23 protein-coding genes and 1 pseudogene are annotated in these 24,884 nt (G+C 31.9%); 21 read left to right on the forward strand and 3 right to left on the reverse strand.

What is annotated here, in order from left to right; translation table 11 throughout:
• Nucleotides 1–292: 292 nt before the first annotated feature.
• The 15 genes from ACWJKP_RS10675 to ACWJKP_RS10745 all read left to right on the forward strand — a co-directional run bounded on the left by ACWJKP_RS10675 (nt 293) and on the right by ACWJKP_RS10745 (nt 16,269).
• Entirely contained in the window at nt 293–1,630 is a 1,338-nt protein-coding gene (locus tag ACWJKP_RS10675; RefSeq protein WP_165413528.1) for a DUF512 domain-containing protein, read from the forward strand.
• Entirely contained in the window at nt 1,630–2,946 is a 1,317-nt protein-coding gene (gene der, locus ACWJKP_RS10680) for a ribosome biogenesis GTPase Der (RefSeq protein WP_165413529.1), read from the forward strand. The genes ACWJKP_RS10675 and der overlap by 1 nt, the downstream gene beginning before the upstream one ends.
• 1 nt (nt 2,947) lies before the next feature.
• Nucleotides 2,948–3,940 carry an NAD(P)H-dependent glycerol-3-phosphate dehydrogenase gene (locus tag ACWJKP_RS10685; RefSeq protein ID WP_462961172.1) on the forward strand — a complete coding sequence of 331 codons (993 nt, stop codon included), beginning with the start codon at nt 2,948–2,950 and terminating at the stop codon, nt 3,938–3,940.
• A 147-nt stretch (nt 3,941–4,087) separates the two neighbouring features.
• Nucleotides 4,088–5,566 (forward strand): stage IV sporulation protein A, encoded by a 1,479-nt coding sequence (gene spoIVA / locus ACWJKP_RS10690; RefSeq protein WP_165413531.1) that lies wholly within the window; start codon nt 4,088–4,090, stop codon nt 5,564–5,566.
• Between the two features lie 191 nt (nt 5,567–5,757).
• Entirely contained in the window at nt 5,758–6,624 is an 867-nt protein-coding gene (locus tag ACWJKP_RS10695; RefSeq protein ID WP_165413532.1) for a polysaccharide deacetylase family protein, read from the forward strand.
• 80 nt (nt 6,625–6,704) lie between these two features.
• The gene (tenA, locus tag ACWJKP_RS10700) at nt 6,705–7,358 is read left to right on the forward strand and encodes a thiaminase II (protein WP_462961173.1); all 654 of its coding nucleotides are present in this window, start codon (nt 6,705–6,707) and stop codon (nt 7,356–7,358) included.
• Between the two features lie 145 nt (nt 7,359–7,503).
• Nucleotides 7,504–7,944, forward strand: coding sequence for a GatB/YqeY domain-containing protein (locus ACWJKP_RS10705; protein ID WP_165413534.1), 441 nt, complete (start codon nt 7,504–7,506; stop codon nt 7,942–7,944).
• A gap of 694 nt (nt 7,945–8,638) precedes the next feature.
• Nucleotides 8,639–10,066 carry an aspartate ammonia-lyase gene (locus ACWJKP_RS10710; protein WP_224578944.1) on the forward strand — a complete coding sequence of 476 codons (1,428 nt, stop codon included), beginning with the start codon at nt 8,639–8,641 and terminating at the stop codon, nt 10,064–10,066.
• 411 nt (nt 10,067–10,477) lie between these two features.
• A complete protein-coding gene (locus ACWJKP_RS10715; protein WP_165413535.1) occupies nt 10,478–11,758 on the forward strand; it encodes a dicarboxylate/amino acid:cation symporter in 1,281 nt (426 codons plus the stop codon).
• Between the two features lie 32 nt (nt 11,759–11,790).
• A complete protein-coding gene (locus ACWJKP_RS10720; RefSeq protein WP_165413536.1) occupies nt 11,791–12,963 on the forward strand; it encodes an NAD(P)-dependent malic enzyme in 1,173 nt (390 codons plus the stop codon).
• 196 nt (nt 12,964–13,159) lie between these two features.
• Nucleotides 13,160–13,498 carry a hypothetical protein gene (locus tag ACWJKP_RS10725; RefSeq protein WP_165413537.1) on the forward strand — a complete coding sequence of 113 codons (339 nt, stop codon included), beginning with the start codon at nt 13,160–13,162 and terminating at the stop codon, nt 13,496–13,498.
• A 248-nt stretch (nt 13,499–13,746) separates the two neighbouring features.
• Nucleotides 13,747–14,544 carry an amino acid ABC transporter substrate-binding protein gene (locus ACWJKP_RS10730; protein WP_165413538.1) on the forward strand — a complete coding sequence of 266 codons (798 nt, stop codon included), beginning with the start codon at nt 13,747–13,749 and terminating at the stop codon, nt 14,542–14,544.
• A gap of 12 nt (nt 14,545–14,556) precedes the next feature.
• The gene (locus ACWJKP_RS10735; protein WP_165413539.1) at nt 14,557–15,240 is read left to right on the forward strand and encodes an amino acid ABC transporter permease; all 684 of its coding nucleotides are present in this window, start codon (nt 14,557–14,559) and stop codon (nt 15,238–15,240) included.
• Between the two features lie 13 nt (nt 15,241–15,253).
• Complete coding sequence (locus ACWJKP_RS10740) at nt 15,254–15,997, forward strand: amino acid ABC transporter ATP-binding protein (protein WP_165413540.1); 744 nt, start codon at nt 15,254–15,256, stop codon at nt 15,995–15,997.
• Nucleotides 15,998–16,062: 65 nt separating this feature from the next.
• A complete protein-coding gene (locus tag ACWJKP_RS10745) occupies nt 16,063–16,269 on the forward strand; it encodes a hypothetical protein (RefSeq protein WP_165413541.1) in 207 nt (68 codons plus the stop codon).
• A gap of 59 nt (nt 16,270–16,328) precedes the next feature.
• Here the strand turns inward: ACWJKP_RS10745 and ACWJKP_RS10750 are convergent, their stop codons facing one another.
• Nucleotides 16,329–16,835 carry a methylated-DNA--[protein]-cysteine S-methyltransferase gene (locus tag ACWJKP_RS10750; protein ID WP_202881879.1) on the reverse strand — a complete coding sequence of 169 codons (507 nt, stop codon included), beginning with the start codon at nt 16,833–16,835 and terminating at the stop codon, nt 16,329–16,331.
• A gap of 584 nt (nt 16,836–17,419) precedes the next feature.
• Between ACWJKP_RS10750 and sigK the strand changes: the two genes are divergently transcribed.
• The 6 genes and pseudogenes from sigK (at nt 17,420) to ACWJKP_RS10780 (ending at nt 21,492) form a co-directional block, all read left to right on the forward strand.
• Complete coding sequence (gene sigK, locus ACWJKP_RS10755; RefSeq protein WP_263492467.1) at nt 17,420–18,115, forward strand: RNA polymerase sporulation sigma factor SigK; 696 nt, start codon at nt 17,420–17,422, stop codon at nt 18,113–18,115.
• A 285-nt stretch (nt 18,116–18,400) separates the two neighbouring features.
• Entirely contained in the window at nt 18,401–18,589 is a 189-nt protein-coding gene (locus ACWJKP_RS10760) for an alpha/beta-type small acid-soluble spore protein (protein ID WP_165413544.1), read from the forward strand.
• Nucleotides 18,590–18,675: 86 nt separating this feature from the next.
• A pseudogene (locus ACWJKP_RS10765) lies at nt 18,676–18,921 on the forward strand (pirin family protein); the annotation flags it as partial.
• Between the two features lie 100 nt (nt 18,922–19,021).
• On the forward strand, nt 19,022–20,272 hold the full coding sequence (locus tag ACWJKP_RS10770; protein ID WP_165413545.1) for a putative DNA modification/repair radical SAM protein: 1,251 nt from the start codon (nt 19,022–19,024) through the stop codon (nt 20,270–20,272).
• A gap of 5 nt (nt 20,273–20,277) precedes the next feature.
• A complete protein-coding gene (locus tag ACWJKP_RS10775) occupies nt 20,278–21,009 on the forward strand; it encodes a TIGR03915 family putative DNA repair protein (protein ID WP_165413546.1) in 732 nt (243 codons plus the stop codon).
• A 117-nt stretch (nt 21,010–21,126) separates the two neighbouring features.
• On the forward strand, nt 21,127–21,492 hold the full coding sequence (locus tag ACWJKP_RS10780) for a hypothetical protein (RefSeq protein WP_165413547.1): 366 nt from the start codon (nt 21,127–21,129) through the stop codon (nt 21,490–21,492).
• A 133-nt stretch (nt 21,493–21,625) separates the two neighbouring features.
• Here ACWJKP_RS10780 and ACWJKP_RS10785 read toward each other — a convergent pair whose 3' ends face one another.
• Nucleotides 21,626–22,903: an aspartate aminotransferase family protein gene (locus ACWJKP_RS10785; protein WP_165413548.1), complete on the reverse strand. Its 1,278-nt coding sequence runs from the start codon at nt 22,901–22,903 to the stop codon at nt 21,626–21,628.
• A complete protein-coding gene (locus ACWJKP_RS10790; protein ID WP_165413549.1) occupies nt 22,896–24,845 on the reverse strand; it encodes a peptidase U32 family protein in 1,950 nt (649 codons plus the stop codon). The genes ACWJKP_RS10785 and ACWJKP_RS10790 overlap by 8 nt, the downstream gene beginning before the upstream one ends.
• Nucleotides 24,846–24,884: the final 39 nt, after the last annotated feature.

The following is a 24,884-nucleotide window of genomic DNA, read 5'->3' on the forward strand; positions in this document are numbered from 1 at the left end:
CTTAGGAGGTATTTTTATTCTGTAGTAAATTGCATAGCAGGTTTAAATCCATTAGTATAAGATAGCTAAAAAACCGCAAAATGAGCGTAATTTGCTTTTTTTCTTCTTTTAACGACTAATAGCGTTGACTTAGGTATTTAATTAATGTAATATAACTTAATGGAATACTATAATTTATTACTTAACTAATTTCTTATTATAAATTTAAAGGTGTGATTTAATCTTAATATAATATTTCTAATTCCTCATAAAACCTTTTAGATGAAAGGTTATGGTTGAGCAGGAGGTAAAAATGAAAAACCAAATAGCTAAGATACTTCCAGGAAGTATCGCAGAAGAAATTGAGTTAGAAGTAGGAGATAGATTAATAAGTATAAATGGCAATGACGTAGTAGACATTATAGACTACAAGTTTTTAATTACAGATGAACTTCTTGAAATTGAAATTGAAAAGATAGATGGTGAGATTTGGGATATTGAATTTGAGAAGGAATATGATGAAGATTTAGGAATCCAATTTGTTGATGCTATTTTGGATAAACCAATGAGCTGTCATAATAAATGTATATTTTGTTTTATTGACCAATTGCCAGAAAGAATGAGAGAAACTTTGTATTTTAAAGATGATGATTCAAGGTTATCGTTTTTTCAAGGTAATTTTGTAACTTTAACTAATATGAAGGAAGAGGACATAAATAGAATTATTCGATACAAAATAAGCCCTATTAATGTGTCAGTTCACACTACTGATCCAGAGCTTAGAAAGATAATGTTAAACAATAAATTTGCTGGAAATGTGTATGATAGGTTAAAAAGGCTGGCTGAAGCGGGTATTAAAATTAATTGTCAAGTAGTTTCTTGTCCAGGTATTAATAATGGAGAAGAGCTTATAAAAACCATTGAGGATTTATATAAACTTTATCCTAGCATAGAAAACTTAGCAGTTGTTCCAGTTGGTATAACAAAGTATAGGAAAGGCTTATTTAATTTAACATTGTATGATAAAAATACTGCAGCAAAGGAAATAGAAAGTGTAAAGCAATTACAAGAAAAATATATTAGAGAAGTAGGCTCACCTTTTATACGATTGTCTGATGAATTCTATGTTGTAGCACATAGTGATGTACCACAAGAAGAGTTTTATGATGGGTATGATCAATTAGAAGATGGCATTGGTATGATTAGACTACTTAGAAGTGTTATTGATAAAGATATAGAAAACCTAAAGCCGAATAATAAGGGAAGCTTTACATTTGTAACAGGGCATTCAGCTTATACAGAAATATTAAAGGTAGCTGAGAAAATTACTGCATGTAATAATAAAATAAAAACTGATGTTAAAAAAATAAATAATGTTTTTTTTGGAGAAACTATTACAGTAGCGGGTCTTTTAACAGGAAATGACATAATTAAGCAGCTAAGGGATGAAAAGCTAGGAGATTATTTAATAATTCCTAGCAATATGCTAAAAAAAGGATATGAACTAGGAAACTATGAGGAACAAATATTCTTGGATAATATTACGATAAGTGATTTAGAAAAAAGCTTAAATACAAAAATTTTAATATGTGATTATTCAGGAGAAGATTTAATCCATATAATAAACCAAAATAGTCGGGAGGAAGAATAATGGCAAAACCAATCGTAGCAATAGTAGGAAGACCCAATGTAGGGAAATCTACATTATTTAATAAGTTGGCAGGTAAAAGAATTTCAATAGTGGATGATAAACCAGGTGTAACAAGAGACCGAGTATATGCAGATGCAGATTGGCTTAGACACAATTTCACATTAATTGATACAGGTGGTATAGAAATTGAAAGTCAAGATATTATTTTAGCTCAAATGAGAAGACAGGCACAAATAGCGATAGAAACAGCAGATGTTATAATATTTATTGTAGATGGTAAACAAGGACTTACAGGTGCGGATACTGAAGTTGCACAGATGCTTAGACAAAGCAAAAAAGCAGTAGTACTCGTAGTAAATAAAATAGACCATCTTGAACTAGAAGCTAATGCCTTTGAATTCTATAATTTAGGTATAGGGACTCCTATAGCTATTTCTGCAACTCAAGCCCTTGGACTTGGAGATATGCTAGATGAAGTAGTAGCCCATTTTGAAAGTGTTTATTCAAACACAGAAGATGAAGAATATATTCAAGTTGCAGTAGTAGGTAAGCCGAATGTTGGTAAATCATCGCTTATAAATAAAATACTTGGAGAAGAAAGAAACATAGTAACTGATATTGCAGGTACTACAAGAGATGCTATTGATAGTAAAATAGAAACTGAAGAAGGTAAATTTATTCTTATAGATACTGCGGGAATAAGAAGAAAAAGTAAAGTAGAAGAAGGAATTGAAAGGTATAGTGTTATTAGATCATTAGCTGCTGTTGAGCGAGCTGATGTAGTTGTACTTATCCTTGATGCTACGGATGAATTAAGTGATCAAGATGAGAAAATTATAGGTTATGCTCATGAGATGAAAAAAGCAATTTTTGTTATAGTGAATAAATGGGATCTTATTGAAAAAGATACAAAGACTATGCTTGAATATAAACAAAAATTACAAGCAGGATTAAATTTCATGGCATATGCACCTTATTTATTTATATCCGCAAAAACCGGCCAAAGAGTACATAAGGTATTAAAAACAGTTAAAGAATGTTATGAGAATTATTCAAAAAGAATTTCTACAGGAATACTTAATGAAGTTGTAAATAAGGCTGTACTTATGAAAGAACCTCCAACGGTGGCAAATAAAAGATTAAAAATATTCTACGTTACTGAAGTAGACTCTAAACCACCAACATTTGTATTCTTTGTAAATAATGAAAATTTACTACATTTTTCTTATGAAAGATATTTAGAAAATCAATTAAGAAATAGCTTTGAGTTTATCGGAACAGGGATAAGACTTATATTTAGGGAAAGGAAGGAATAGAATGTCAAAAGTTGCTTTTTTAGGTGGTGGGAGTTTTGGCACTGCGTTATCAATAATGCTTGCCAAAAAAGGTACGAGCGTTAATATCTGGGATAGAAAGCTTAGTGTTATTGATGATATTAACATTAAGAGAGAAAACATTAAGTACTTACCAGGCATTATCGTGCCAGCAGGAGTAACAGCATTTACGGACATAGAAAAGGTTATAAGTGATAGTGAGCTAATTGTATTAGCAGTGCCTTCGCATGCAATAAGAGGCTTAAGTAAGATGATAGCACCACATCTAAAAGAAAATCAAATTGTGGTTAGCATTGCAAAGGGAATAGAAGAGGGCTCAGCAAAAAGGATTTCAGAAGTTGTAGAGGAAGAAATTGTAAGTAACCCTATAGTAATACTTTCTGGTCCTAGTCATGCAGAAGAGGTTGCATTAGATATACCTACAACGCTAGTAGTTACATCTAAAAAAATGGAGTATGCAAGTATTGTGCAAGATGCATTTATGTCTAGTAAATTTAGAGTTTACACTAATGAAGATATTGTGGGTGTAGAGATAGGTGGAGCAGTTAAAAACATTATTGCACTAGCTGCAGGCGTATCTGATGGTATAGGCTACGGTGACAATGCTAAGGCTGCACTAATGACAAGAGGAATGAGTGAAATTATACGAATAGGCACAAAGCTCGGAGGCAGAATTGAAACATTCTATGGCTTAACGGGTATGGGTGATCTTATAGTAACTTGCACTAGTATGCACAGTAGAAATAGAAGAGCTGGTATTTTGATTGGAAAGGGTGTTCCAATGGAAAAGGCATGCGAAGACATAGGAATGGTAGTAGAGGGTATAAAGGCTGTAAGAGCCTTCTATGAGCTTAAAGAAAAAGAGCAGATTTCTATGCCTATTACGGATGTGTTATACAAAGTATTATTTGAAGGTAAAGACCCTAAATATGGGGTATACGAATTGATGTCAAGAAACAAAAAAGATGAGTTTTAAGAAAACTATTAGTATGGAAAGACCAATTTTTTATTAAGAATTTAATAAAAAATTGGTTTTTTTTTATATATTTTTAATCTATAGTAATAATTCATTGATCTCTAAAATATATTTATAGTGATAATAATAAGTATTGGGAGGTATATATTGGATAATTTTGATATATATAAAGATATAGCGGAGAGAACGCAAGGGGATATTTATGTAGGTGTTGTGGGTCCTGTAAGGACTGGAAAATCAACATTTATAAAAAGATTTATGGAGCTTATGGTAATTCCTAACATAGACAATCCTCATAAAAAAGAAAGAGCAAAAGATGAACTTCCTCAAAGTGGTTCAGGGAAATCGATTCATACTACTGAACCTAAATTCGTACCCAACGAAGCAGTTGAAATTGAGTTTGAAGGGGGAACTAAATTTAAAGTAAGGATGGTCGATTGTGTTGGGTATATTGTTAAAGGAGCGGTAGGATATGCTGAAGGAGAGACGCCTAAAATGGTGACAACCCCTTGGTATGATTACGAAATTCCATTTGAGGAAGCCGCAGAGATTGGAACAAAAAAGGTAATAAATGAGCATTCAACTATTGGTCTTTTAATTACTACAGATGGTTCTATCACAGGCATAGAAAGGGAAGAATACTTAGAAGCGGAAGGAAGGGTAGTTGATGAACTTAAATCCATTAATAAACCTTTCATAATGGTATTAAATTCTAAAAATGCAGATGCTCCTGAAACACAAGTTTTAGCAAGAGAATTAGAAGAAAAATATGATGTTCCAGTTCAAGTTATGGATGTTGTAAATATGAAAGAGGAGGATATAGCTAATATATTTCAAAGAATTCTTAAAGAATTTCCAGTTAAAGAAATTAACATAGATATGCCAGAATGGATTGAAAACTTAAGTTCTAAGCACTGGGTAAAAATTAACTTTATGAAGTTCTTAAAAGATACGTGTAAAGATATTTTTAAAGTTAGGGATATAAATAAATCGCTACTAACATTTAAAGAAGTTGATTTTTTAGACTCTGCAATACTTGATGAAATGAATATGGGAGAAGGTACTGCTAGAGTCAATATAATTCCTAAACACGAATTATTTTACAAAATACTTGGCGAAACTTGTGATTGTGAAATAAAAGGAGAAAATGATTTATTAACATTAATGGGAGAATTCTCTAGATCTAAAGTAGAATATGATAAAATTTCAGAGGCTTTAAAAGATGTTAAAGAAAAAGGCTATGGATTAGTTGCACCACAGCTTTCAGAAATGACATTAGAAGAACCTGAAATTGTGCAGCATGGTGGGAGGTATGGAGTTAAATTAAAGGCATCTGCACCTTCTCTTCATTTTATTAAGGCAGATATACAAACAGAAATATCACCTATTATGGGTACAGAAAAGCAAAGTGAAGATTTCTATAAATCCATTTTAGAACAGTTTGAGAATGATAAATCTCAAATTTGGCAGAGTAATATGTTTGGTAAATCTTTAGAAGTATTAGTTAAAGAAGGCCTCCAAAGTAAGCTGTTTAAGATGCCTGATGACGTTCAAGTGAAAATTCAAAAGACTCTACAACGAATTATAAATGAGGGTAATGGCAGCTTAATATGCATTATATTATAATAAAATTTTTCAGGATATAGTAGCTTTGAGTTATAGGGAGTATTCCTTATGGCTCAAAGCTTATTTTCATTTGCAAATAATTATAATAATACATACAAAAAAATATTATAAAATATTTTAAAAGAGGTATAATAGCTATGTGGAAGTTTATCGTATATGAATATATTAAAATATACATAGAGGTGATCTAATTGCAATTTAAAAAAATACCGTTATTAATAGTATTAACACTTGTGCTTTGTGGTTGTGCAAATGACAGACAAAATCAGATAAGTTTAAGTAATGCAAAGCAAACAAATAGCAGCCTTAAAACGGGAAGTGATGGAAATACAAACTCTAAATCAACTTTAAAAGAGAATAGTCCAAATCTACAGACAAAAACTATTAACTGGTCATGGGCTTATTCACCAAGAGAAAATTCAACATTATTATCGAAATATCATGCTTATGATTTTGGCGAAACTTCTAAAAAAGTAATTTATCTAACTTTTGATGAGGGGTATGAGAATGGTTATACAGCAAGCATTCTTGATACTTTAAAAGCTAACAATGTTAAAGCAGCTTTTTTTGTAACAAAGCCCTATGTAACGGGTTCTTTTAATGGTGCAAAAGATATTGATCTTGTAAAAAGAATGATGAATGAAGGCCATATTATAGGGAATCATTCAGTGCATCATAAATCCATGCCTTCTATAACTAATGAAATGGATTTTAATTCAGAGATTACAGAAAATGAAACTACTGTTAATAACATCCCCGGTTTAAAAATGTCGAAATTTTTTAGACCGCCTATGGGTGACTTCAGTGAACTTTCTCTTTATTACACTCAAAAGCTTGGTTATAAATCAGTGTTTTTTACACTTGCTTATAAAGATTATGAACCTAAGGATCAGCCAAACCCTGAAACGGCAAAAAAAAATCTTTTAAAGCAAACAAAGCCTGGAATGATATGTTTGCTTCATGCAGTTTCAGAAACCAATACAAAAATACTCGACAGTCTGATTAAAGAGTGGAAAAGTCAGGGATATGAGTTTAAAACATTGAATGATCTTCCTTAGAAAATAGCATAGACTTATATAGACATTTTTGGGCTTAGAACTGTTTGAGAAATTAAATGACGATGGAGGGGTGGAATAGTATGAAATTTACAGATTATATATTTGAAGAGGTAAAGGAATTTTGGAATTCATATTTAGAGCATCCATTTATAAAGGAGATAGGAGAAGGTACCTTAGATAAGGAAAAGTTTAAAAACTATCTTATACAGGATTATCTATATTTAAAAGAATATTCAAAGGTATTTTCTGTAGGGTTAATTAAGGCAAAAACTATGGACGAGATGAAATTTTATTATAATTCAATAAGGGGAATTATGGAGGATGAAACGGCTGTTCATATAAAATATTTAGAAGACTTTGGATTAACTGCTAAAGAAACGGAAAAATGTGAATATAAATTAATAACTACAAGTTATACAAGCTATATGCAAGGTGTGGCGCTTACCGGAGATTTAAAGGAGATTGCCCTTGTTGCTATGCCGTGTACGTGGAGTTATAGCTACATAGGCAAATATATTAAAAAGACTTATGGACATAAGCTAGAGGGAAATTTTTTCAATCCATGGATTGAAGAATACGCTTCTGAAGATTTTGAAAAATTCACTAATGACTGGCTGGATTATATAAATAATTTATGCGAAGACATAGATGAGATAGAAAAGAAAAAGTTATTAGCTATTTTTATGAAATCATGCATGTATGAATTAGAATTTTGGAATAGGGCATATAATTAATATTAGATTATAAAATTGGGAAACTTTCCTTCTGAAATGTCGTTAAAGTGAGATTATAAGAGTATAATGTATATATAAGTATAGTTTTAATAAAGTAACAAAATAACTTGTTAAAAAATATTGAATTATTTAGGAGGCAACACATATGTTAAAACAAACACTGAAAGATGATATTATTAAATATATGAAGAGTAGGGATAAGGTAAGACTGACTGCTTTAAGGACTTTAATGGCTGACGTTAAATATAAAGAAATGGATCTGAAAAAAGAACTTTCTGACGACGACTTAGTTGGTATTATTGAGAAAACAATTAAACAATTAAATGAAACTCTTAGTTATGCGAAAGAAGCTAATAAAGAAGATATTATAGCTGAAACAGAAATTGCTATCGAAATGTTTACATTTTATATGCCCAAGCAATTAAGTGACGATGAAGCAAAAATAATTATCAGTGAAGTTATTACCCAAAATCACTTTAGCGGAAAGGGTGACATGGGGAAGGTTATGAAGGCTGTTATGCCTAAGTTAAAAGGAAAGTATGATAGCAGGAAGGTAAATCCTCTTGTGAATCAATTATTGGCATAGGAAAAATGGAGTAATGATACCATTTATTAAAGGTAAAGGCAAATTAGTAATTATGAGTGAGTTTTATCCCATATGTAGGGATAAGATTCACTTTTGAATTTTATTAAGAAAGTATTTTTTTGTGTTAAAATTTATAAAATGGAGTTTTAATAAGTAATGAGTCCTTATTGAATAATCAATTTAAGGGTATAACAATAGTTGATAATACTGGATTTAAATTATATAATAAGTACTAAATAATTGCAAATATAATAGTGTAAACAATTACAATATGATTTATTAACAGGTTAATTAATTCATTGTGATGTTATCTGCCTATAAATATCAAAAAACTCTTAGTAGCAAGTAGTTATCTTCAGGTCATATCATAGTACCCTTGAGGTACTTATTTTTTTTATGTGGAATACCACTTAGAGTCAGATGTAAAATTAATCTTAACGGTAATCTTGCAAAGTAAATAATATTCAAAATATTCAAATTAAAGGTTGTATTCGATATAACCCTAGGTATATTAAGAATTAATTTTCAATTTCAAATGCTTTAAAGCGCCGTAAATCAATAAATATTGAGTAATAAATTAGTCTTAATTTAGTTAAAGACTTACTTGTGATACTTAAAAAGACAGATGTTTATTTGACAAAATTTATTTCAAAGGGTATTATTAGTATATTATAGTAAACAAGGAGGAAATATTATGAATGAAACCATGCAAAAATTTAGGGTGGAAAGCGATTCTGTTGGCTCTAAGAATGTACCTATAGAAGCATATTATGGAGTTCAATCATTAAGGGCGTCAGAAAACTTTAATATTACAGGTAGGAGGATGCACAAAGACTTAATTGTTAGTCTTGCGCAAGTAAAAAAAGCGACAGCTATTGCAAATAATGAAGCTGGATTAATGAGTAAAAAAATCAGCGACGCTATAGTACAAGCATGTGATGAAATAATAGTTGGTAAATTACATAATGAATTTATAATTGATCCTATTCAAGGTGGAGCAGGTACATCGGGTAATATGAATGCAAATGAAGTAATTGCTAATAGAGCAAATGAAATATTGGGTGGTAAATTGGGAGCGTATGATAAAGTTCATCCAAATGATCATGTAAATATGGGACAATCTACAAATGATGTATTCCCAACAGCAGGCAAGATGGCAGCCCTAAAACTTATTCCAAAAACCTTAGAGGAGTTAAGAAAACTTGGTGATGTACTTATTGAAAAGTCTAAAGAATTTGATGATGTTATTAAAATGGGAAGAACTCAAATGCAAGATGCTGTACCTATTAGATTAGGCCAAGAATTCCATGCATATAGCTCAGTAATAAAAAGAAATATTGATAGGTTAGAAAAAGCCAGTGAAGGGCTAAAGAGTGTAAATATGGGAGCTTCTGCTATAGGGACAGGAATAAACGTGGATACAGGATATTTTAAAAAAATCGTGCCAGCAATTAATGATGTTGTTAATTTAGATTTACATCAAGCAGAAGACTTAGTAGATGGGACACAAAATCTGGATGTTTTTGTGGACGTTTCATCAGCTCTTAAAACTTGTGCAGTAAGTCTATCCAAGATATCAAATGACTTAAGGTTAATGTCTTCAGGTCCTAGAGCAGGCTTTGGGGAAATCAATCTGCCAGCAAAACAAAATGGATCTTCAATAATGCCAGGAAAGATAAATCCTGTAATTCCAGAAGTTATGAGTCAAGTATCTTTTAATATTATAGGCAATGACATTACTATAACTATGGCAGCAGAGGCCGGACAATTAGAATTAAATGCATTTGAACCAGTTATATTCTATAACTTATATGAATCTATAGAAACACTAGGTAACGGAGTTAATACCCTTAGAGAAAATTGTATTGCAGGTATTACGGCTAATAGGAAAAGGTGCAAATACTTAGTAGATAATAGTGTAGGTATAATTACAGCGATAGTACCTCATGTAGGTTATAAGGCAGCTGCAAAAATTGCAGCTAGAGCGATTGCAACAGGCGAACCTGTAAGTGAATTGGTACTTAAAGAGAGTATTTTAACGAAAGCACAACTTAATGAAATACTAGATACAATAGCAATGACCGAGCCAGGAATAGCAGCAAAGCATTTAATGGCTATATAAATTATTTTATTAATTAAATGTAAACAATAGTATGCAATTAGGTATTTTTTGTGGTATTATAGTATAGTGAAATTGCAATCATCATGGAATAAAGTAAAGGCTCAGTTAGTTTCGAGGATTGAAACTAGAGATGATCTTAGCATTGCATATACTCCGGAAGTGGCTAAAACATATTGAGTGAATATTAAGAAAACGGTTACCAGTATGCTCCTAAACAAGATTTGGTTGTTTAGGAGCATACTGACATGAAGGGCTCCTTTCGAAATTCATTTTTAGTGTATACCCATCTTGTAAATGTATATGCGCCCAAGGTGGGCGGATTACAGCCATTTCAATATATAAAAATGTGGTATTAATGCTGGCTGTGGCATTTCATAGCCAGCTAATAAAATATATAAAGGAGGGTTTTGTATGAGTAAAAAAAAGGTGAACTTGACAACTAGAATCCTTATTGCTCTATTATTAGGATCAATAACTGGAATTATTGTTTTTCAATTTCCTAATGGAACTTTTAAAAATGCTTTTTTAATAAATGGTGTTTTCCAGTTAGTAGGTCAACTTTTTTTAAGAGGAATAATGATGCTTGTAGTCCCACTGGTGTTTATTTCCTTAGCAAACGGTGCGGCCAGTATGGGAGATGTAAAGAAATTAGGTAGGGTCGGGGGAAAGACTGTAGCTTTTTATCTATCAACTACAGCAATAGCTGTTGCTATTGCGCTAGTCTTAGGTTATTTTATAAAGCCAGGATCAGGGTTAGATTTAACAGCCGTAAAAGCAGTGAAAACTACAATTGCTACCAAAACTCCATTGGTACAAACGTTATACGAAATGGTACCAAGTAATCCAATTTTAGCTATGTCGGAAGGTAATATGCTTCAAATTATTGTAGTTGCTGTATTAACTGGTATAGGCTTATCTTTATTAGGTAAAAAAGGTCAGCCCCTAATTAATTTACTTGAAAGCCTAAATGATTTAATAATGAAATTAGTAGAAATCGTTATGACATTTGCACCTATAGGTGTATTTGGGCTTATAGCTAAAACCTTTGCTACTGTAGGGTATGTAGCTATGATGCCTTTAATGAAATATATTCTTACAATATATTTGGGTCTATTACTTATCTCAATATTAGGATATGCAAGTCTTTTAAAAAGTTTTACTGGGTTATCTATAAAAAAGTTTTACAAAAAATTCTTCCCAGTTATGTCTGTAGCTTTCTCAACAGCTAGTAGTAATGCTACAGTACCAGTGAATATGGAAACATGTGAAAAAGAATTAGGGGTATCAAAGGGTATTGCGGCTTTCACTATTCCATTAGGTGCAACAGTTAATATGAATGGTACTGCTATTATGCAAGGGGTAGCAACATTCTTTGTAGCTCAAGCATATGGCATTCCTGTTACACTAAATATGATGTTAACAGTAGTTCTAACTTCAACTATTGCGTCTGTAGGTACAGCTGGAGTCCCTGGTGCTTCCATTATAATGCTGTCTATGGTATTTCAGGCTGTAGGTCTTCCCTTAGAAGGAATCGGTCTTATAATGGGTGTAGATAGATTGGTAGATATGGGCAGAACAGTTGTCAATATTACAGGAGATGCTATTTGCACTGTTATAATAGCTAAGCAAGAAGGGGAATTAGACGTTGACGTATTCAATAGTGAGAACGAAGAATTAAGTGGCAATGTATAAATAATACAATTTAATAAAAGGGGAAGTATTGAATGAATTATTTTGTAGAAAGTTTAAAACTGCATGAAAAACATACAGGCAAAATTGAAGTAATATCAAAAATAAAAATCCAAACAAATGATGATTTGGCACTTGCGTACACACCTGGTGTTGCAGAACCTTGCAAGAAAATCTATGAAAACGTAGAAAATGTGTATAAATATACATCTAAAGGGAATATGGTTGCAGTGGTTACGGATGGCACTGCTATTCTAGGGCTTGGAGATATAGGACCCGAGGCAGGACTTCCGGTTATGGAAGGAAAGGCTATATTGTTTAAAGAGTTTGGTAATGTAGATGCCTTTCCAATCTGCTTAGACACAAAGGACGTAGATGAAATTGTTCGCACAATACAGCTTATCTCCCCAGGGTTTGGTGGGATAAACTTAGAAGATATTAGTGCTCCAAGATGCTTTGAAATAGAAGAAAAGCTTAAAAAAATATTAGATATACCAGTATTTCACGATGACCAACATGGGACAGCAATTGTAGTTCTTGCAGGTCTTATCAATGCTTGTAAAGTAGTTGGAAAGAAGCTTGAGAATTTAAAGGTTGTAGTAAACGGTGCTGGTTCTGCGGGAACAGCAATATCAAAGCTTTTACTCTCCTCAGGAGTGAAGAATTTAATTGTCTGTGACAAAGTAGGAGTACTTTATAGAGGGATGGCAATAATTGATGATGCAAAAACAGCCCTTACAGAAATAACTAATCCAGAAAATATAAAAGGAAGCTTAAGTGATGCATTAGTAGGTGCAGATGTATTTATAGGGGTTTCTGCACCAGGAATAGTAACACCTGAGATGGTTAAATCTATGAACAAAGATTCTATAGTCTTTGGAATGGCAAATCCAACCCCAGAAATCATGCCAGATGAAGCTAAAAAAGCGGGCGCGAGGGTATGTGGTTCAGGACGTTCAGATTTTCCAAACCAAGTAAATAATGTTCTTGTATTTCCAGGGTTATTCAGAGGTGCATTAGATGTGAGGGCAAAAGAAATAAATGAAGAAATGAAGCTTGCAGCAGCATATGCTATTGCAAATTATATAAAAGATGAAGATTTAAACGAAAACAATGTAATTCCAAGTGCATTAGATAGAGGTGTAGCAACAAAAGTAGCAGAAGCAATTGCGAAAGCTGCAAAAGAAACAGGCGCAGCAAGAATATAACCAAGCGCTGCTAGGATTACCTCTTCATGACCATTGAGAATCATGAATAAATTATAAATGATTTATTTTTTTAATTTAAAAAGATAGTAAAAACTTTATAATAAGGTTTTGCTATCTTTTTTTCTATTAATTTCTTATAGAATTTTTTAGAATAAATCTCCGCCTTATTACATATAATTAGTGGAGGTGGTTAAGTATGTATAGAACTATGGTGTGCAAAACATGTGATAACAATAGAGTACTCATTGAAAAAGTTGGACAGGAACTAAATATCAAGTGCTCAAAATGTGAAAATACAATAATGCAGGCGGTTTACCTAGAGTCTTGGAATGAACATATTGCTAATACATATAAATTTAGAATCGGTATTGATGATGATAGGTTAATTGAGGCGGATATAGTTGAAATGAAAGTTAATAAAGAAGAGCCTCAAACTTCGAGCGAAGAGGGAAAAAAAATTCGGTTAATGTATGTAAAAGAATATGAATTCATAAGGCAACTCCCAGAAGATGAATATGTGGAAATAATCAATTGAAATAGATTGTAGGGGGATGAAAGAGTCGAAGAGCTGCTTTGAATATGAATGTTTATTATAGGGAAAATGAAAAAAAGAGCTCACTAGGGCTTTTTTTGTTTTCAAAACAAATGAATATGGTGATAATATATAATTAGTCTTCATTTTAGTAACTTAAAAATAAATATTGACAGTAAAAGAAAACCTATGGTATTATAAATACAATGCAATACATTACTAAAACGATAGGAATACTAGGAGGGCAATAAATGAAAAAAACATCTGTATTAATTAGTACTTTATTAATAGCAACACTGGGACTTGTGGGATGCGCCGCAAGTAGTAGTAAAAATACTGAATCTAAAGACCTATTATCAAAAATAAAGAGTGAAGGGAAAATACAAATTGGTACTGAAGGAACATACGCACCATACAGCTTCCATGATAAATCAGGAAAGTTAACTGGATTTGATGTTGAAATTGCAGAGGAAGTATCTAAACGTCTTTCCGTAAAACCAGAATTTGTGGAAACAAAGTGGGATGGTATGTTTGCTGGGCTCGACGCAAAGCGATTTGATATGGTAGTAAATCTAGTTGGAATTCAACCAGATAGACAAGAAAAATATGATTTTTCAGAACCATATATAGTTTCAAAAGCAGTACTTATAGTAAACAGTGATGATAACACTATCAAAAAGTTTGAAGATTTGAAGGGGAAGAAATCTGCTCAATCATTAACTAGTAACTTATCTAAAATTGCAAAAGATAATGGTGCAATACTTCAACCAGTTGACAGCTTTAATCAAGCAATTGACCTTTTAGGTTCTAAAAGGGTGGATGCCACAGTTAATGACAGTTTATCTTATCTTGATCTTAAAAAACAAAAACCAGACCTTGCTATAAAAGTTGTTGATGAGGAAGGAAATGCACAGCCAAGTGCATTTATGTTTAAAAAGGGAAATAAAGAATTAGTGGATGCGGTTAATAAAGCACTTATTGATATGAAAGCAGATGGTGCTTATTTAAAAATTTCAAATAAGTGGTTTGGCAGCGATGTATCAAAATAAGAGGGTGATAAGATGAATTTTGATGTGCAAACACTAAGAATATTAAACATAATTAAAGACTCTTTTTTTCCTTTATTAATAGCTGGTATGAAATTTACCATTCCGGTGGCAGTGATTTCTTTCATACTCGGTTCAATTGTGGCTATGGCAACGGCTCTTGCACGTATATCCAAGCATAAATCATTAGTTTTAATATCAAGTTTTTATGTTTGGATAATAAGAGGGACACCGCTTCTCGTACAGTTATTTATAATATTCTACGGATTACCAGCTGCTGGTATAACCATGGGAGCTTTACCGGCAGCAATTATAGGTTTTACATTAAATGTTGGAGCTTATAATTCGGAAGTAATTAGGGCTGCAATTCTATCTATACCTAAGGGGCAGTGGGAAGCGGCATCTTCAATTGGTATGACTCATACTCAGTCGTTGCTTCGTATAATTTTGCCACAAGCAGCTAGAGTATCTGTACCGCCGCTGTCGAATTCATTTATAAGTCTTGTTAAAGATACATCCCTTGCTGCGTCGATTACTTTAGCGGAAATGTTTCAGATTGCTCAAAGAATAACAGCAGTAACATATGAACCACTTGTATTGTACTGTGAAGTGGCCTTTATATATCTATTATTTTGTACTATACTATCTACAATTCAACAGAAAATAGAGAAAAATCTTGAAAAATATGTTGCTAGGTAATTGGAGGAAATTCATGATTAATATACAAAATTTACACAAGAGTTTCGGAAATAATGAAATATTAAAAGGTATAGATTTGCGAATTGTAAGAGGCGAAGCAACTATTATTATAGGACCTTCAGGTTCGGGTAAAACCACACTTCTTAGATGTATGAATTTGTTAGAAATTCCTAACAAAGGGACTATGAGCATTGGGGATAATGAATTAGTGTTTGGTGAAAACAAAAATCCAACTGATAAAGAAGTAATATCACTTCGCAGGAATACCGGAATGGTATTTCAAGGATTCCATTTATTCCCTCACATGACTGTGGTAGAAAATATTATGGAAGGGCTTGTTACTGTACTTAAGCAATCTAAGAAGGCAGCCCATGATAAAGCACTTAAGCTTTTAGATAAGGTTGGGCTTTTAGACAAGTGCAACAGTTATCCTCATGAGCTTTCAGGAGGACAACAACAAAGAGTTGCTATAGCGCGTGCTATGGCTATAGAACCATCAGTACTATTATTTGACGAGCCAACATCTGCACTGGATCCTGAGCTTGAAGCGGAGGTGCTTAAAGTTATGAAGGATCTATCACTTGAAGGTATGACAATGGTAGTTGTTACTCATAATATGAGTTTTGCAAGAGAAGTAGCAGACAATATAATATTTATGGATAACGGAATCATTGTTGACAGGGGAACTCCGAAGGAGTTATTAATTAACACAACTAACCCAAGAATAAAACAATTTTTAAATTTAGTATCTGATTAGAAAATAGATTGTTTGAGAAAAAATAATTTCGACACTAAGAATTTTATTAAGTTGGAGGCGTGAAAATGTTAAATAAAGAAGTTAAAGAGAATCTATTGAGAGAAGGCATTCATGAAGATGCTGTAAGTGCTTTAGATGAAAAGGGAAAGTGCCTATTTGATATAGATAGTACAAGGGATGTATGCTTTGAACTGATTGATGTGGGTGTTAAATTTAGTTGTGAACTAAGTATTTTAGATGATGGATTGTATTTGATAAAAATTTTAAATTAGATTATAGACATAACCATTATTAGGGCTATGTCTATAATAATTATTATGTGTAAAAATTACTATTGGAAATTGACTCCTTCAATTTCCAATAGTAATTTTTGTGTAGGCGTTCTATTACCAGCAAAGCCTACCAACTTACCACTTTTACCAATGACCCTGTGACAGGGTATAATTATAGGCAATTGGTTATATTTATTAGCTTGACCTACTGCCCTTACAGCTTTAGGGTTTCCGATGGATTCTGCAATTTGCAAATAATTCCGCGTTTCACCATAAGGTATATCTCTAAGGGCTTTCCATACTTTTTTTCTGAACTGTGTGCCTTCTATAGATAAAGGTATATCGAAATTTTTCCTTTTACCTTTGAAATATTCGTCTAGCTGAACTATAACTTCCTTGCATAACTCATTATCTTTGGGAATAGCTTCATGTTTTTTCTTGTATTCTATCCAATCTTCTTCAAAAAATTCTACTTTTATAACACCAATCTCATTCACTACTACATGGATAAGCCCAATAGGGGAATCATAAACATCATAACCGATTTTCACAAAACGCCTCCTCAATTGTATAATAGAAACCATAAATAAAATGTAGCATAAGATTCATATTCTGTCCAGTTTAAAGCAATTTTTTTATCATATAAAATGAAAACGTGAATATTAATTTTCTCCAAATGAAAAAGGCCAGACTTTAAGGCGGGCCTTTCAATTTCTTACTCTATATAAGTTTTTTATTAAATATATTAGTTAAATTTAAATTTTCTATTTTACCTTTAATCTCATCTATATCTAAAGTATAGAGTCCAAGTTCCTGCATTATTTTAAAATAGTATTATTACTCCTATGAGTATTCATTTATTAATATTGATTTATCAAAACTTGTTTTTGTAATGCAACATTGAAATCAAGAAAATGTCTAATTGTTGGTTATCAAGTATAAATGCGTAAAAAAATATAATGTGGTAGAATAAATAAAATTTTTAGGGTATGAGTATGTAAAGAGTCCTCTAGTAGGTCCCTTCTGCAAAAGCATTTTAAAAACCGGCCTTAAAAGTTCTTATTTAATAATTAAATAATAGGTACATGAAAACAAATAACAAATCATATTATATTTAGAAGCTCTAGTAGGAGGAACATCTGTGTTTTTCATGAATTGTTTATTAAATATGATTGGAAATATTACATTTTTAACAGCCTATATAACTGGCAGTAGTTCATTCCCTCAACCATTGTGTGAAGAAGAAGAAAAATATTATTTAGCGAGGTTAAAGGAAGGCGATTTGCTAGCTAAAGGTATATTAGTTGAACGAAATTTAAGACTAGTTGCACATCTAGTAAAAAAATATTCCTATCCAGGAAAGGATGTAGATGAGCTAATATCTATTGGAACAGTGGGACTCATTAAAGGCATTGATTCATTTGATACAACTAAGGGAATAAGGCTTGCTACCTATGCTGCAAGGTGCATAGAAAATGAGATACTAATGCTTATTCGTAATAATAAGAAAACAAAAGGGGAAGTTTACCTGAAAGACCCTATTGGCATTGATAAAGAGGGTAATGAGATATCACTTATTGATGTGTTAAGTTGCGATGAAGATTCTATTATTGATATAGTAGAAAGTAAAATACAAATTAAAAAGCTTTATAATAAGATAAACGTAGCTTTAATAGATAGAGAAAAAACAATAATTCAAATGAGATATGGATTACTTGATGGTAACCCTAGAACTCAAAGAGAAATTGCATTGATCTTAGGGATTTCAAGATCCTATGTTTCTAGAATTGAAAAGAGAGCATTAAAGAAGCTTAATAAGGAGTTAAATAGTAGTATAGATATATAGTTGAAGTATAGAATTTTTTAGATACGTATTGTATATTATAGAGTACAGCGTACGAATGAAGTAAGTGATAGTTAATAGCCATTCTCCTCAAGAAAGTGGCTATTTTTACAGTTTGATTTTTAGGACAATTTAAAAGTAAAGCACATTTATATAATAACTAGCCCTTAAAAATCATCTATTTAATTATATTGGAATAGACATAATTTTCTATGAATATTGTTTATAATAATACACATGATAATAGTGTAATTGAAAATGATTATCAAATATAGAGGAGGTTATTATATGTCAAGAAATAGAGTATTGGTTCCAGAGGCTAAGGTTGGATTAAACAAATTTAAAATGGAAGCTGCTAAAGAAGTAGGAGTAAATCTTACAGACGGTTACAATGGAGATTTAACCTCAAGAGAGAATGGTTCGGTAGGCGGACAAATGGTTAAAAAAATGGTTGAGTCTTACGAAAAGAATTTGTAATAAGAAAAGTGGAAGAAGTTAGCCTAGCGTAATTGCTAGGCTTTTTTTGTAAAACCATTTAAATTTGATAAACAGCCCCATAGAAATATGGAAATTGTCAGTTTGCGTGGGAAGAAAGAGAAAATAAATGGTTACACATGGTTTCAAGTAAAGAAGGTATTGCACCAATAAAAGTAAATCAAGATATAAATATATATTCTTTAGAATTGGAAAAAGAGAGTTAAATAAGTTTTCCTATTAATAATGGAAGACAGGTATATTTAGTTCAAATAGAGGGATGTTCGAGTATAAACAGTATTAAGATGAAGGAAAAAGATGCTATGGAAATGCTAGCGTGGTTAATGTGGAGTTTCGTGATTATCCAGCAAATATATCTTTTAAAATTGGACAGAAGGTGATAGAATAAGAACAAACGTTTGTGGGGTGATAAAAGTGGATATAATGAAAAAACTTGAAATATTATCTAATTCAGCAAAGTATGATGCGTCTTGTTCTTCGAGCGGTTCTAATAGAAAGAATACAAAAGGAGGCATAGGTAATGCAGCATCAACTGGTATTTGCCATTCCTGGTCACAGGATGGTAGATGTATTTCGCTACTTAAAATTTTGTATACCAATAAATGCATATACGATTGTAAATATTGTATTAATAGAGCTAGTAATGATCTGGAGAGAACAAGCTTTACTCCAAAAGAAGTAGTAGATTTAACTATAAATTTCTATAGAAGAAATTATATTGAAGGATTATTTTTAAGTTCTGGGGTAGAAAGAAGCCCAGATTACACTATGGAAAATTTAGTGAGAATTTTAAAGGATTTAAGACTGATTCACAAATTTAATGGATATATTCATGTAAAGGCTATTCCAGGCTCTGATCCAAAGCTCATATATGAGGCGGGATTGTATGCAGACAGAATGAGTGTAAATATTGAGTTGCCGTCAGAAAAAAGCTTAAAACTCTTAGCACCTCAAAAGAATAAGGCAGATATATTAAAACCTATGGGACTTATTAAACACAGTATAATAGAATCTAATGAATATAAGAAAAAAGGATTTAAAGCTCCTAGATTTACTCCTGGTGGACAAAGTACTCAGATAATGGTAGGGGCAACTAATGAAAGTGATTTAAGAGTAATTAGTCTTACTGAAGGATTATATAATACTTTTGGGCTTAAGAGGGTGTATTATTCTGCTTATGTGCCGGTGGTGCAGCACGCAAATTTACCTGCTATTCAAAGCACACCTCCAATATTAAAAGAACATAGAATGTATCAAGCAGATTGGCTTTTAAGGTATTATGGATTTAAGGCAAATGAATTATTAGATGAGCAAAATCCGAACTTTGATATAAATTTAGATCCCAAAGCCTTTTGGGCATTAAATAATTTGGATAAGTTTCCGTTAGAAGTAAATAACGCTCCCTATGAAACATTACTTAGAGTGCCTGGAATAGGAGTAACATCGGCTTTAAGAATTATAAAATCAAGAAGACTTTGCAATCTTTCCTATGATAATTTAAAAAAAATAGGAGTAGTGCTCAAAAGAGCTAGATACTTTATAACTTGTAGTGGTAAATTTTATGGAGATAAGGCGATGGAAAGAGGAAGGATCAAAAATTATTTATTAGACTATGAAAGTTTTGATAAGACCACAACAAATGAGCTTGTTTACTCAAAGGAGTGATTTATTTGTTTAGATACATTTATGATGGAAGTTTCGATGGGTTTTTATCTGTTGTATATGATTGTTACTATGATAGAATACCTGAATGCATAGATAGGGTAGATAGATATACTTTTGACATGATATATAAGGACAAGTTTATAGAAACTGATATAATAAAATCAAATAAAGTATCTAAGTCAATACTAGAAAAAATATCAAAAGATGCATTAATTCATGTGTATCAAGCGTTTTTATCTGAGGTACAAAGAATAGAGTTAATATTATTTAAATATATTCAGTTAGGGTTTAAGTTAGGGAGTAAAGTTAATGATTTTCTAACAGATGACATTGTAAATGAAGTACGGAAATATTCTAGAAAAGTTGGATTTGAAGCACATAGATTTTTAGGATTAGTTAGATTTCAAGAATTCAAGGGCATATTGTATGCAGCAATTGAACCTACTTACAATATTCTTGAGCTCATAGCAAATCACTTTAAAGCAAGACTTACAAATGAAAAGTGGATAATTCATGATGTGAAGAGAAAAACAGGTGTAGTTTATGAAAATCATGAATGGATATTAAGGGATTTGAAATTTGAAAAATTGGAAAGTAATGAGAAGGAAGAGTTATTCTATCGAAACCTTTGGAAAGTTTTTCATAAAAGTGTTGGCATACAAGAAAGGAGTAATAAAAGACTACAAATGCAACATATGCCAAAGAAATATTGGGATAATTTAATTGAAATGAAATAGTGTCACTAGTTGCACTATTTTAAATTTCAGTATTTTTAAAAAAAATGTTAACAATCATGTTATAATAGATATAAACACATTATTAGGTTATTGTAATTAAAGGAAGGAACGATGATTATGAAAAAATCAGTAGAATACACAGAAGTTGAAAGTCCTAGCATAAGTATTGAAAGAAAAAAACATATGATGGAAAAAATCTATAAAACACTAGAAGATTTGGGGGCTACCAGTAAAGAAAAAGGTAAAACGAGTAAAGAAATAAACAACTCTATTCCTAAGGAGCCTACAGTTAAAGATATAGATAGTGTGAAAAAAGTCAAGAAAGTACAATTAAATACACCTTCATTTGTAGGTTCACTTGCAGGACTTATGTCTAAATCTCGAATACTTGGTAAAGTATCAAGCGTAGAGAAAAAGGAAGTTAAATGGTACATACTGGGGACTGCAAAAATGATTAATGATATAGATCCTAGAGATATGTAATATTTATCATTTGTTTTTCAGCAATACAAACACATAACCACAATAAAAAACTAAGTCTTAAAAGTTAAGACTTAGTTTTTTTTATGCGAATATATCATTAATGAACATATTGTATTATATTAGCACGTGGAAACTAACATAATTTACACAAAGCTAAATTTAATTTGTCTATCATAAAGTCTACATCATTTTCTGTTATAACAAGCGGTGGCTGGAAAGCTAGCACATTTCTACCTATTCCATTTTTACCTAAAAGAATGCCTTCATCCTTTAATATCTCTAATACAAAGTCAGTTTCTTTAAACGCTGGTTCACCATTTTCTTTTAATAGCTCTACACCTAACATAAGGCCTATACCTCTAACATCATAAATTATTGGGTACTTTTCCTTAAGTTTAAGAAGGCCACTTTTTAATTTTATTCCTAAATTTTCTGCGTTTATACATAAGTTATTCTTTTCAATGTAGTCAAGTACAGCTATAGCAGTACTTGCAGCTACTGGATTTCCGCCTAAGGTAGATGCGGAAGCTTTGGTAAATGTTGCTGCAATTTTATCATTCGTGCAGAAAGCTGATATTGGCATTCCGTTTCCAAGAGCTTTTGCCACTGTAATTATATCTGGAATTATATCATAATGTTCTATGGCAAACATCTTACCAGTTCTTGCAAATCCTGTTTGAACTTCATCAATAATTAATAGTATTCCATGTTTTTCAAGTAGGGTTTTTAATTTTTTGAAATACCACTGAGGTGGAGTTATAATGCCTCCATTACCTTGCACGGGCTCTGCAATTAAAGCAGCAATCTTATCTGGTCCTTTAGCCTCAATTAATTTTTCTACAGATTCTAAGGATTCTGTAGCTGCTGCTTCAATGCTTTTCTCTTTAGCATAAGTATTGGGGACAAAGGTAACACAATCAGAAAGCGTAGGATCTGCCCTCCACATAGGTATTCCTGTAACACTCATAGTTAAATAAGTTCTACCATGTAAGCTATTATTCAATGAAATAAATTCATTTCTGCCTGTGTAAAGTCTAGCAAGTAAAAGAGCACCTTCATTAGCTTCTGAGCCCGTACAGCAGAAAAACGAATGATTAACATCCCCAGGTAATACAGATGAAAGCTTTTCAGCTAGATCAACTATTGGCTGTGTTAAATATATAGTACTTGTATGTTGAAGGGTTTTCATTTGTTCTATTGTTGCATCTAAAATTTCAGGGTTACAATGACCGCAATTAACAACAGAAACTCCTGCAAAAAAATCGAGATATTTTTTACCTTCTGAATCAAATAAATACTGCATTTTTCCACGTGCAATCTGAGGTGGGTTTTTATAAAAATGCTGCGAACAGGGAAAAAGGAATTCTTTTTTCTTTCGAATGATTTTTTCAGGACCTATATAATTACACATTATTATAACCGCCTTCATTATTAAATTGAAATGCTCCAAGAGTAAATCCAGCATTACTAGGACTTAGGGAATGGAATAATTCTTCACATTTGCTTAAGTCATTAATGGCTTCTCTGTAAATGCTTAAAACTTTTCGTAGATTATTAGTATCATAATGACAAGCTTCAATTCTAAAATGGTTTACACCAATATCATTTAGTTCTTTTAAAAAGGGAAGATAACAAAGCTCTTTATAAAGCATCATATGATTCCTGCCATAGTTATCTTGATATATTGGGTGTTCATGTTTTTTTTCATCAACTAAAACTAACACCTTGTTATCAACGTGAGAATTATTCTCGCATATCACAGACTCTAAGACTTTGGTATTCTCATATAAATCATGATCCATATACATAACTGTTGGAGAACCGTGAACTATGATTTCAATAGGAATTGGTGATTTAGCAATGGTCTGTTTAGCGTCTAGCAGTGGGGTCTCTACAGAAAGTGTAGCAACAGATAAACCTTGCTTTTCATAGAAACTAGCCGCATATTGATTATAAATGTTTAAGGAATAATCTCCAATAAGCTCAAGTCCTAAAGATTTGTATTTATGAATAGCTCCTAAATTGGTTACTAATAAGCCATCAAGTCCTAAGTTATTTTTCACAAGTAAATGATTGTATTTTGAAAAATCCTCTTCAAACATCATTTTTGGAAAGCCTAGATATATTTTTGTATTTCCTTTTCCATTTGTTAATTTAAGTATTTCACTCTTGCTAAAAGGAAGGTTTGGCTCAAAAATTTCTCCAGATAAATAAATCGCGTCTACACCGACCTCTATCGCGACTTTAGCTTGTGAATAGGAATTGACTTTTACACTTAGATTAGGTTTCTGTGCTAGAGAAGTTTTTTCATTCAAAAGGGTTTTGATTTGTTCTACCGTTTCTTTACTAATTTCGATTTCTTCTACAGGCTTACTAAAAACTTTACCATGGCTATAAAATTTCCCCGTACCTTCATAGCGTCTATTGATATTTGAGAGCCCTGGTTTTCCAAAGGCACTGCAGGTAGATAAGTCTCTAATGCGGGTTCCATAAATACTTTGGGCATCTTTTTTTCTATCATAGCAAATAGGGTCATCAATATATCTATTTATAGCATCGCTGTAGTAATTAATCATGGTAACTAGATAATCTGCATCTTTCATTCTTCCTTCTATTTTAAAGGAGAGGATACCTGCCTCAATCATTTCAGGTAGATGTTCATACATATACATATCTTTTACAGCCATTGGATATTCTGTATGATAAGCTAGACCATCTTGTTTCATTGTAAAATTCCAACGGCAGGGCTTCATGCAAAGTCCTCGATTACTACTTTTTCCGAAAAGCATGCCACTGTACAAACATTGAGCACCATGGGCAATGCACATATCTCCATGAGCAAAATATTCGAATTCCATATCGGTTTGGTAATGCAAGTTCTTTATGGTTTGTAAATCCATGTCCCTGGACGCAACAATCCTAGTAATTCCACAACCTCGAAGTGCTTTAATAGTCTCTAAGTTGTGGACATTCATCATTACAGATGAATGGATAGTTAGGTTTAAATTTAAACTATTTATTAATTCTAATATGCTAAAATCTTGAATAATTAAAGCATCTGGTCCAGCTTTTTCTAAGAATTTTAGATATTCCACCGCATCTTTTAAATCCTGCTGACTAAAAAGATTGTTTACTGTTACATAAACTTTTTTATTTAAAGAATGAGCAATATTGATTGCTTTTTCTAATTCATCATTTGACAGGTTGTAATCTTTTCGATGCATACGCATATTTAATTTTTTGCCGCCCAAATATACAGCATCAGCACCGCTGTGAATAACCTTTTCAAAAATTTCGAAAGTTCCTGCAGGAGCTAATAATTCTATTTCATTGTTGTTAAAAAATCTACTCATATTAAAGCACCTTCCTTTACTAGTGATGTAGCCTCTTTC

This window comes from Clostridium sp. CM037 (genome assembly GCF_055081095.1).

Coding starts and splice junctions, on each gene's coding strand:
- ACWJKP_RS10785 (WP_165413548.1), bottom strand. CDS start 22,903: ATGTGTAATTATATAGGTCCTGAAAAAATCATTCGAAAGAAAAAAGAA.
- ACWJKP_RS10780 (WP_165413547.1), top strand. CDS start 21,127: ATGAAAAAATCAGTAGAATACACAGAAGTTGAAAGTCCTAGCATAAGT.
- ACWJKP_RS10720 (WP_165413536.1), top strand. CDS start 11,791: ATGAATTATTTTGTAGAAAGTTTAAAACTGCATGAAAAACATACAGGC.
- ACWJKP_RS10710 (WP_224578944.1), top strand. CDS start 8,639: ATGAATGAAACCATGCAAAAATTTAGGGTGGAAAGCGATTCTGTTGGC.
- ACWJKP_RS10740 (WP_165413540.1), top strand. CDS start 15,254: ATGATTAATATACAAAATTTACACAAGAGTTTCGGAAATAATGAAATA.
- ACWJKP_RS10760 (WP_165413544.1), top strand. CDS start 18,401: ATGTCAAGAAATAGAGTATTGGTTCCAGAGGCTAAGGTTGGATTAAAC.
- ACWJKP_RS10730 (WP_165413538.1), top strand. CDS start 13,747: ATGAAAAAAACATCTGTATTAATTAGTACTTTATTAATAGCAACACTG.
- ACWJKP_RS10790 (WP_165413549.1), bottom strand. CDS start 24,845: ATGAGTAGATTTTTTAACAACAATGAAATAGAATTATTAGCTCCTGCA.
- tenA (WP_462961173.1), top strand. CDS start 6,705: ATGAAATTTACAGATTATATATTTGAAGAGGTAAAGGAATTTTGGAAT.
- ACWJKP_RS10675 (WP_165413528.1), top strand. CDS start 293: ATGAAAAACCAAATAGCTAAGATACTTCCAGGAAGTATCGCAGAAGAA.
- ACWJKP_RS10705 (WP_165413534.1), top strand. CDS start 7,504: ATGTTAAAACAAACACTGAAAGATGATATTATTAAATATATGAAGAGT.
- ACWJKP_RS10715 (WP_165413535.1), top strand. CDS start 10,478: ATGAGTAAAAAAAAGGTGAACTTGACAACTAGAATCCTTATTGCTCTA.
- ACWJKP_RS10725 (WP_165413537.1), top strand. CDS start 13,160: ATGTATAGAACTATGGTGTGCAAAACATGTGATAACAATAGAGTACTC.
- der (WP_165413529.1), top strand. CDS start 1,630: ATGGCAAAACCAATCGTAGCAATAGTAGGAAGACCCAATGTAGGGAAA.
- ACWJKP_RS10685 (WP_462961172.1), top strand. CDS start 2,948: ATGTCAAAAGTTGCTTTTTTAGGTGGTGGGAGTTTTGGCACTGCGTTA.
- sigK (WP_263492467.1), top strand. CDS start 17,420: ATGAATTGTTTATTAAATATGATTGGAAATATTACATTTTTAACAGCC.
- ACWJKP_RS10745 (WP_165413541.1), top strand. CDS start 16,063: ATGTTAAATAAAGAAGTTAAAGAGAATCTATTGAGAGAAGGCATTCAT.
- ACWJKP_RS10735 (WP_165413539.1), top strand. CDS start 14,557: ATGAATTTTGATGTGCAAACACTAAGAATATTAAACATAATTAAAGAC.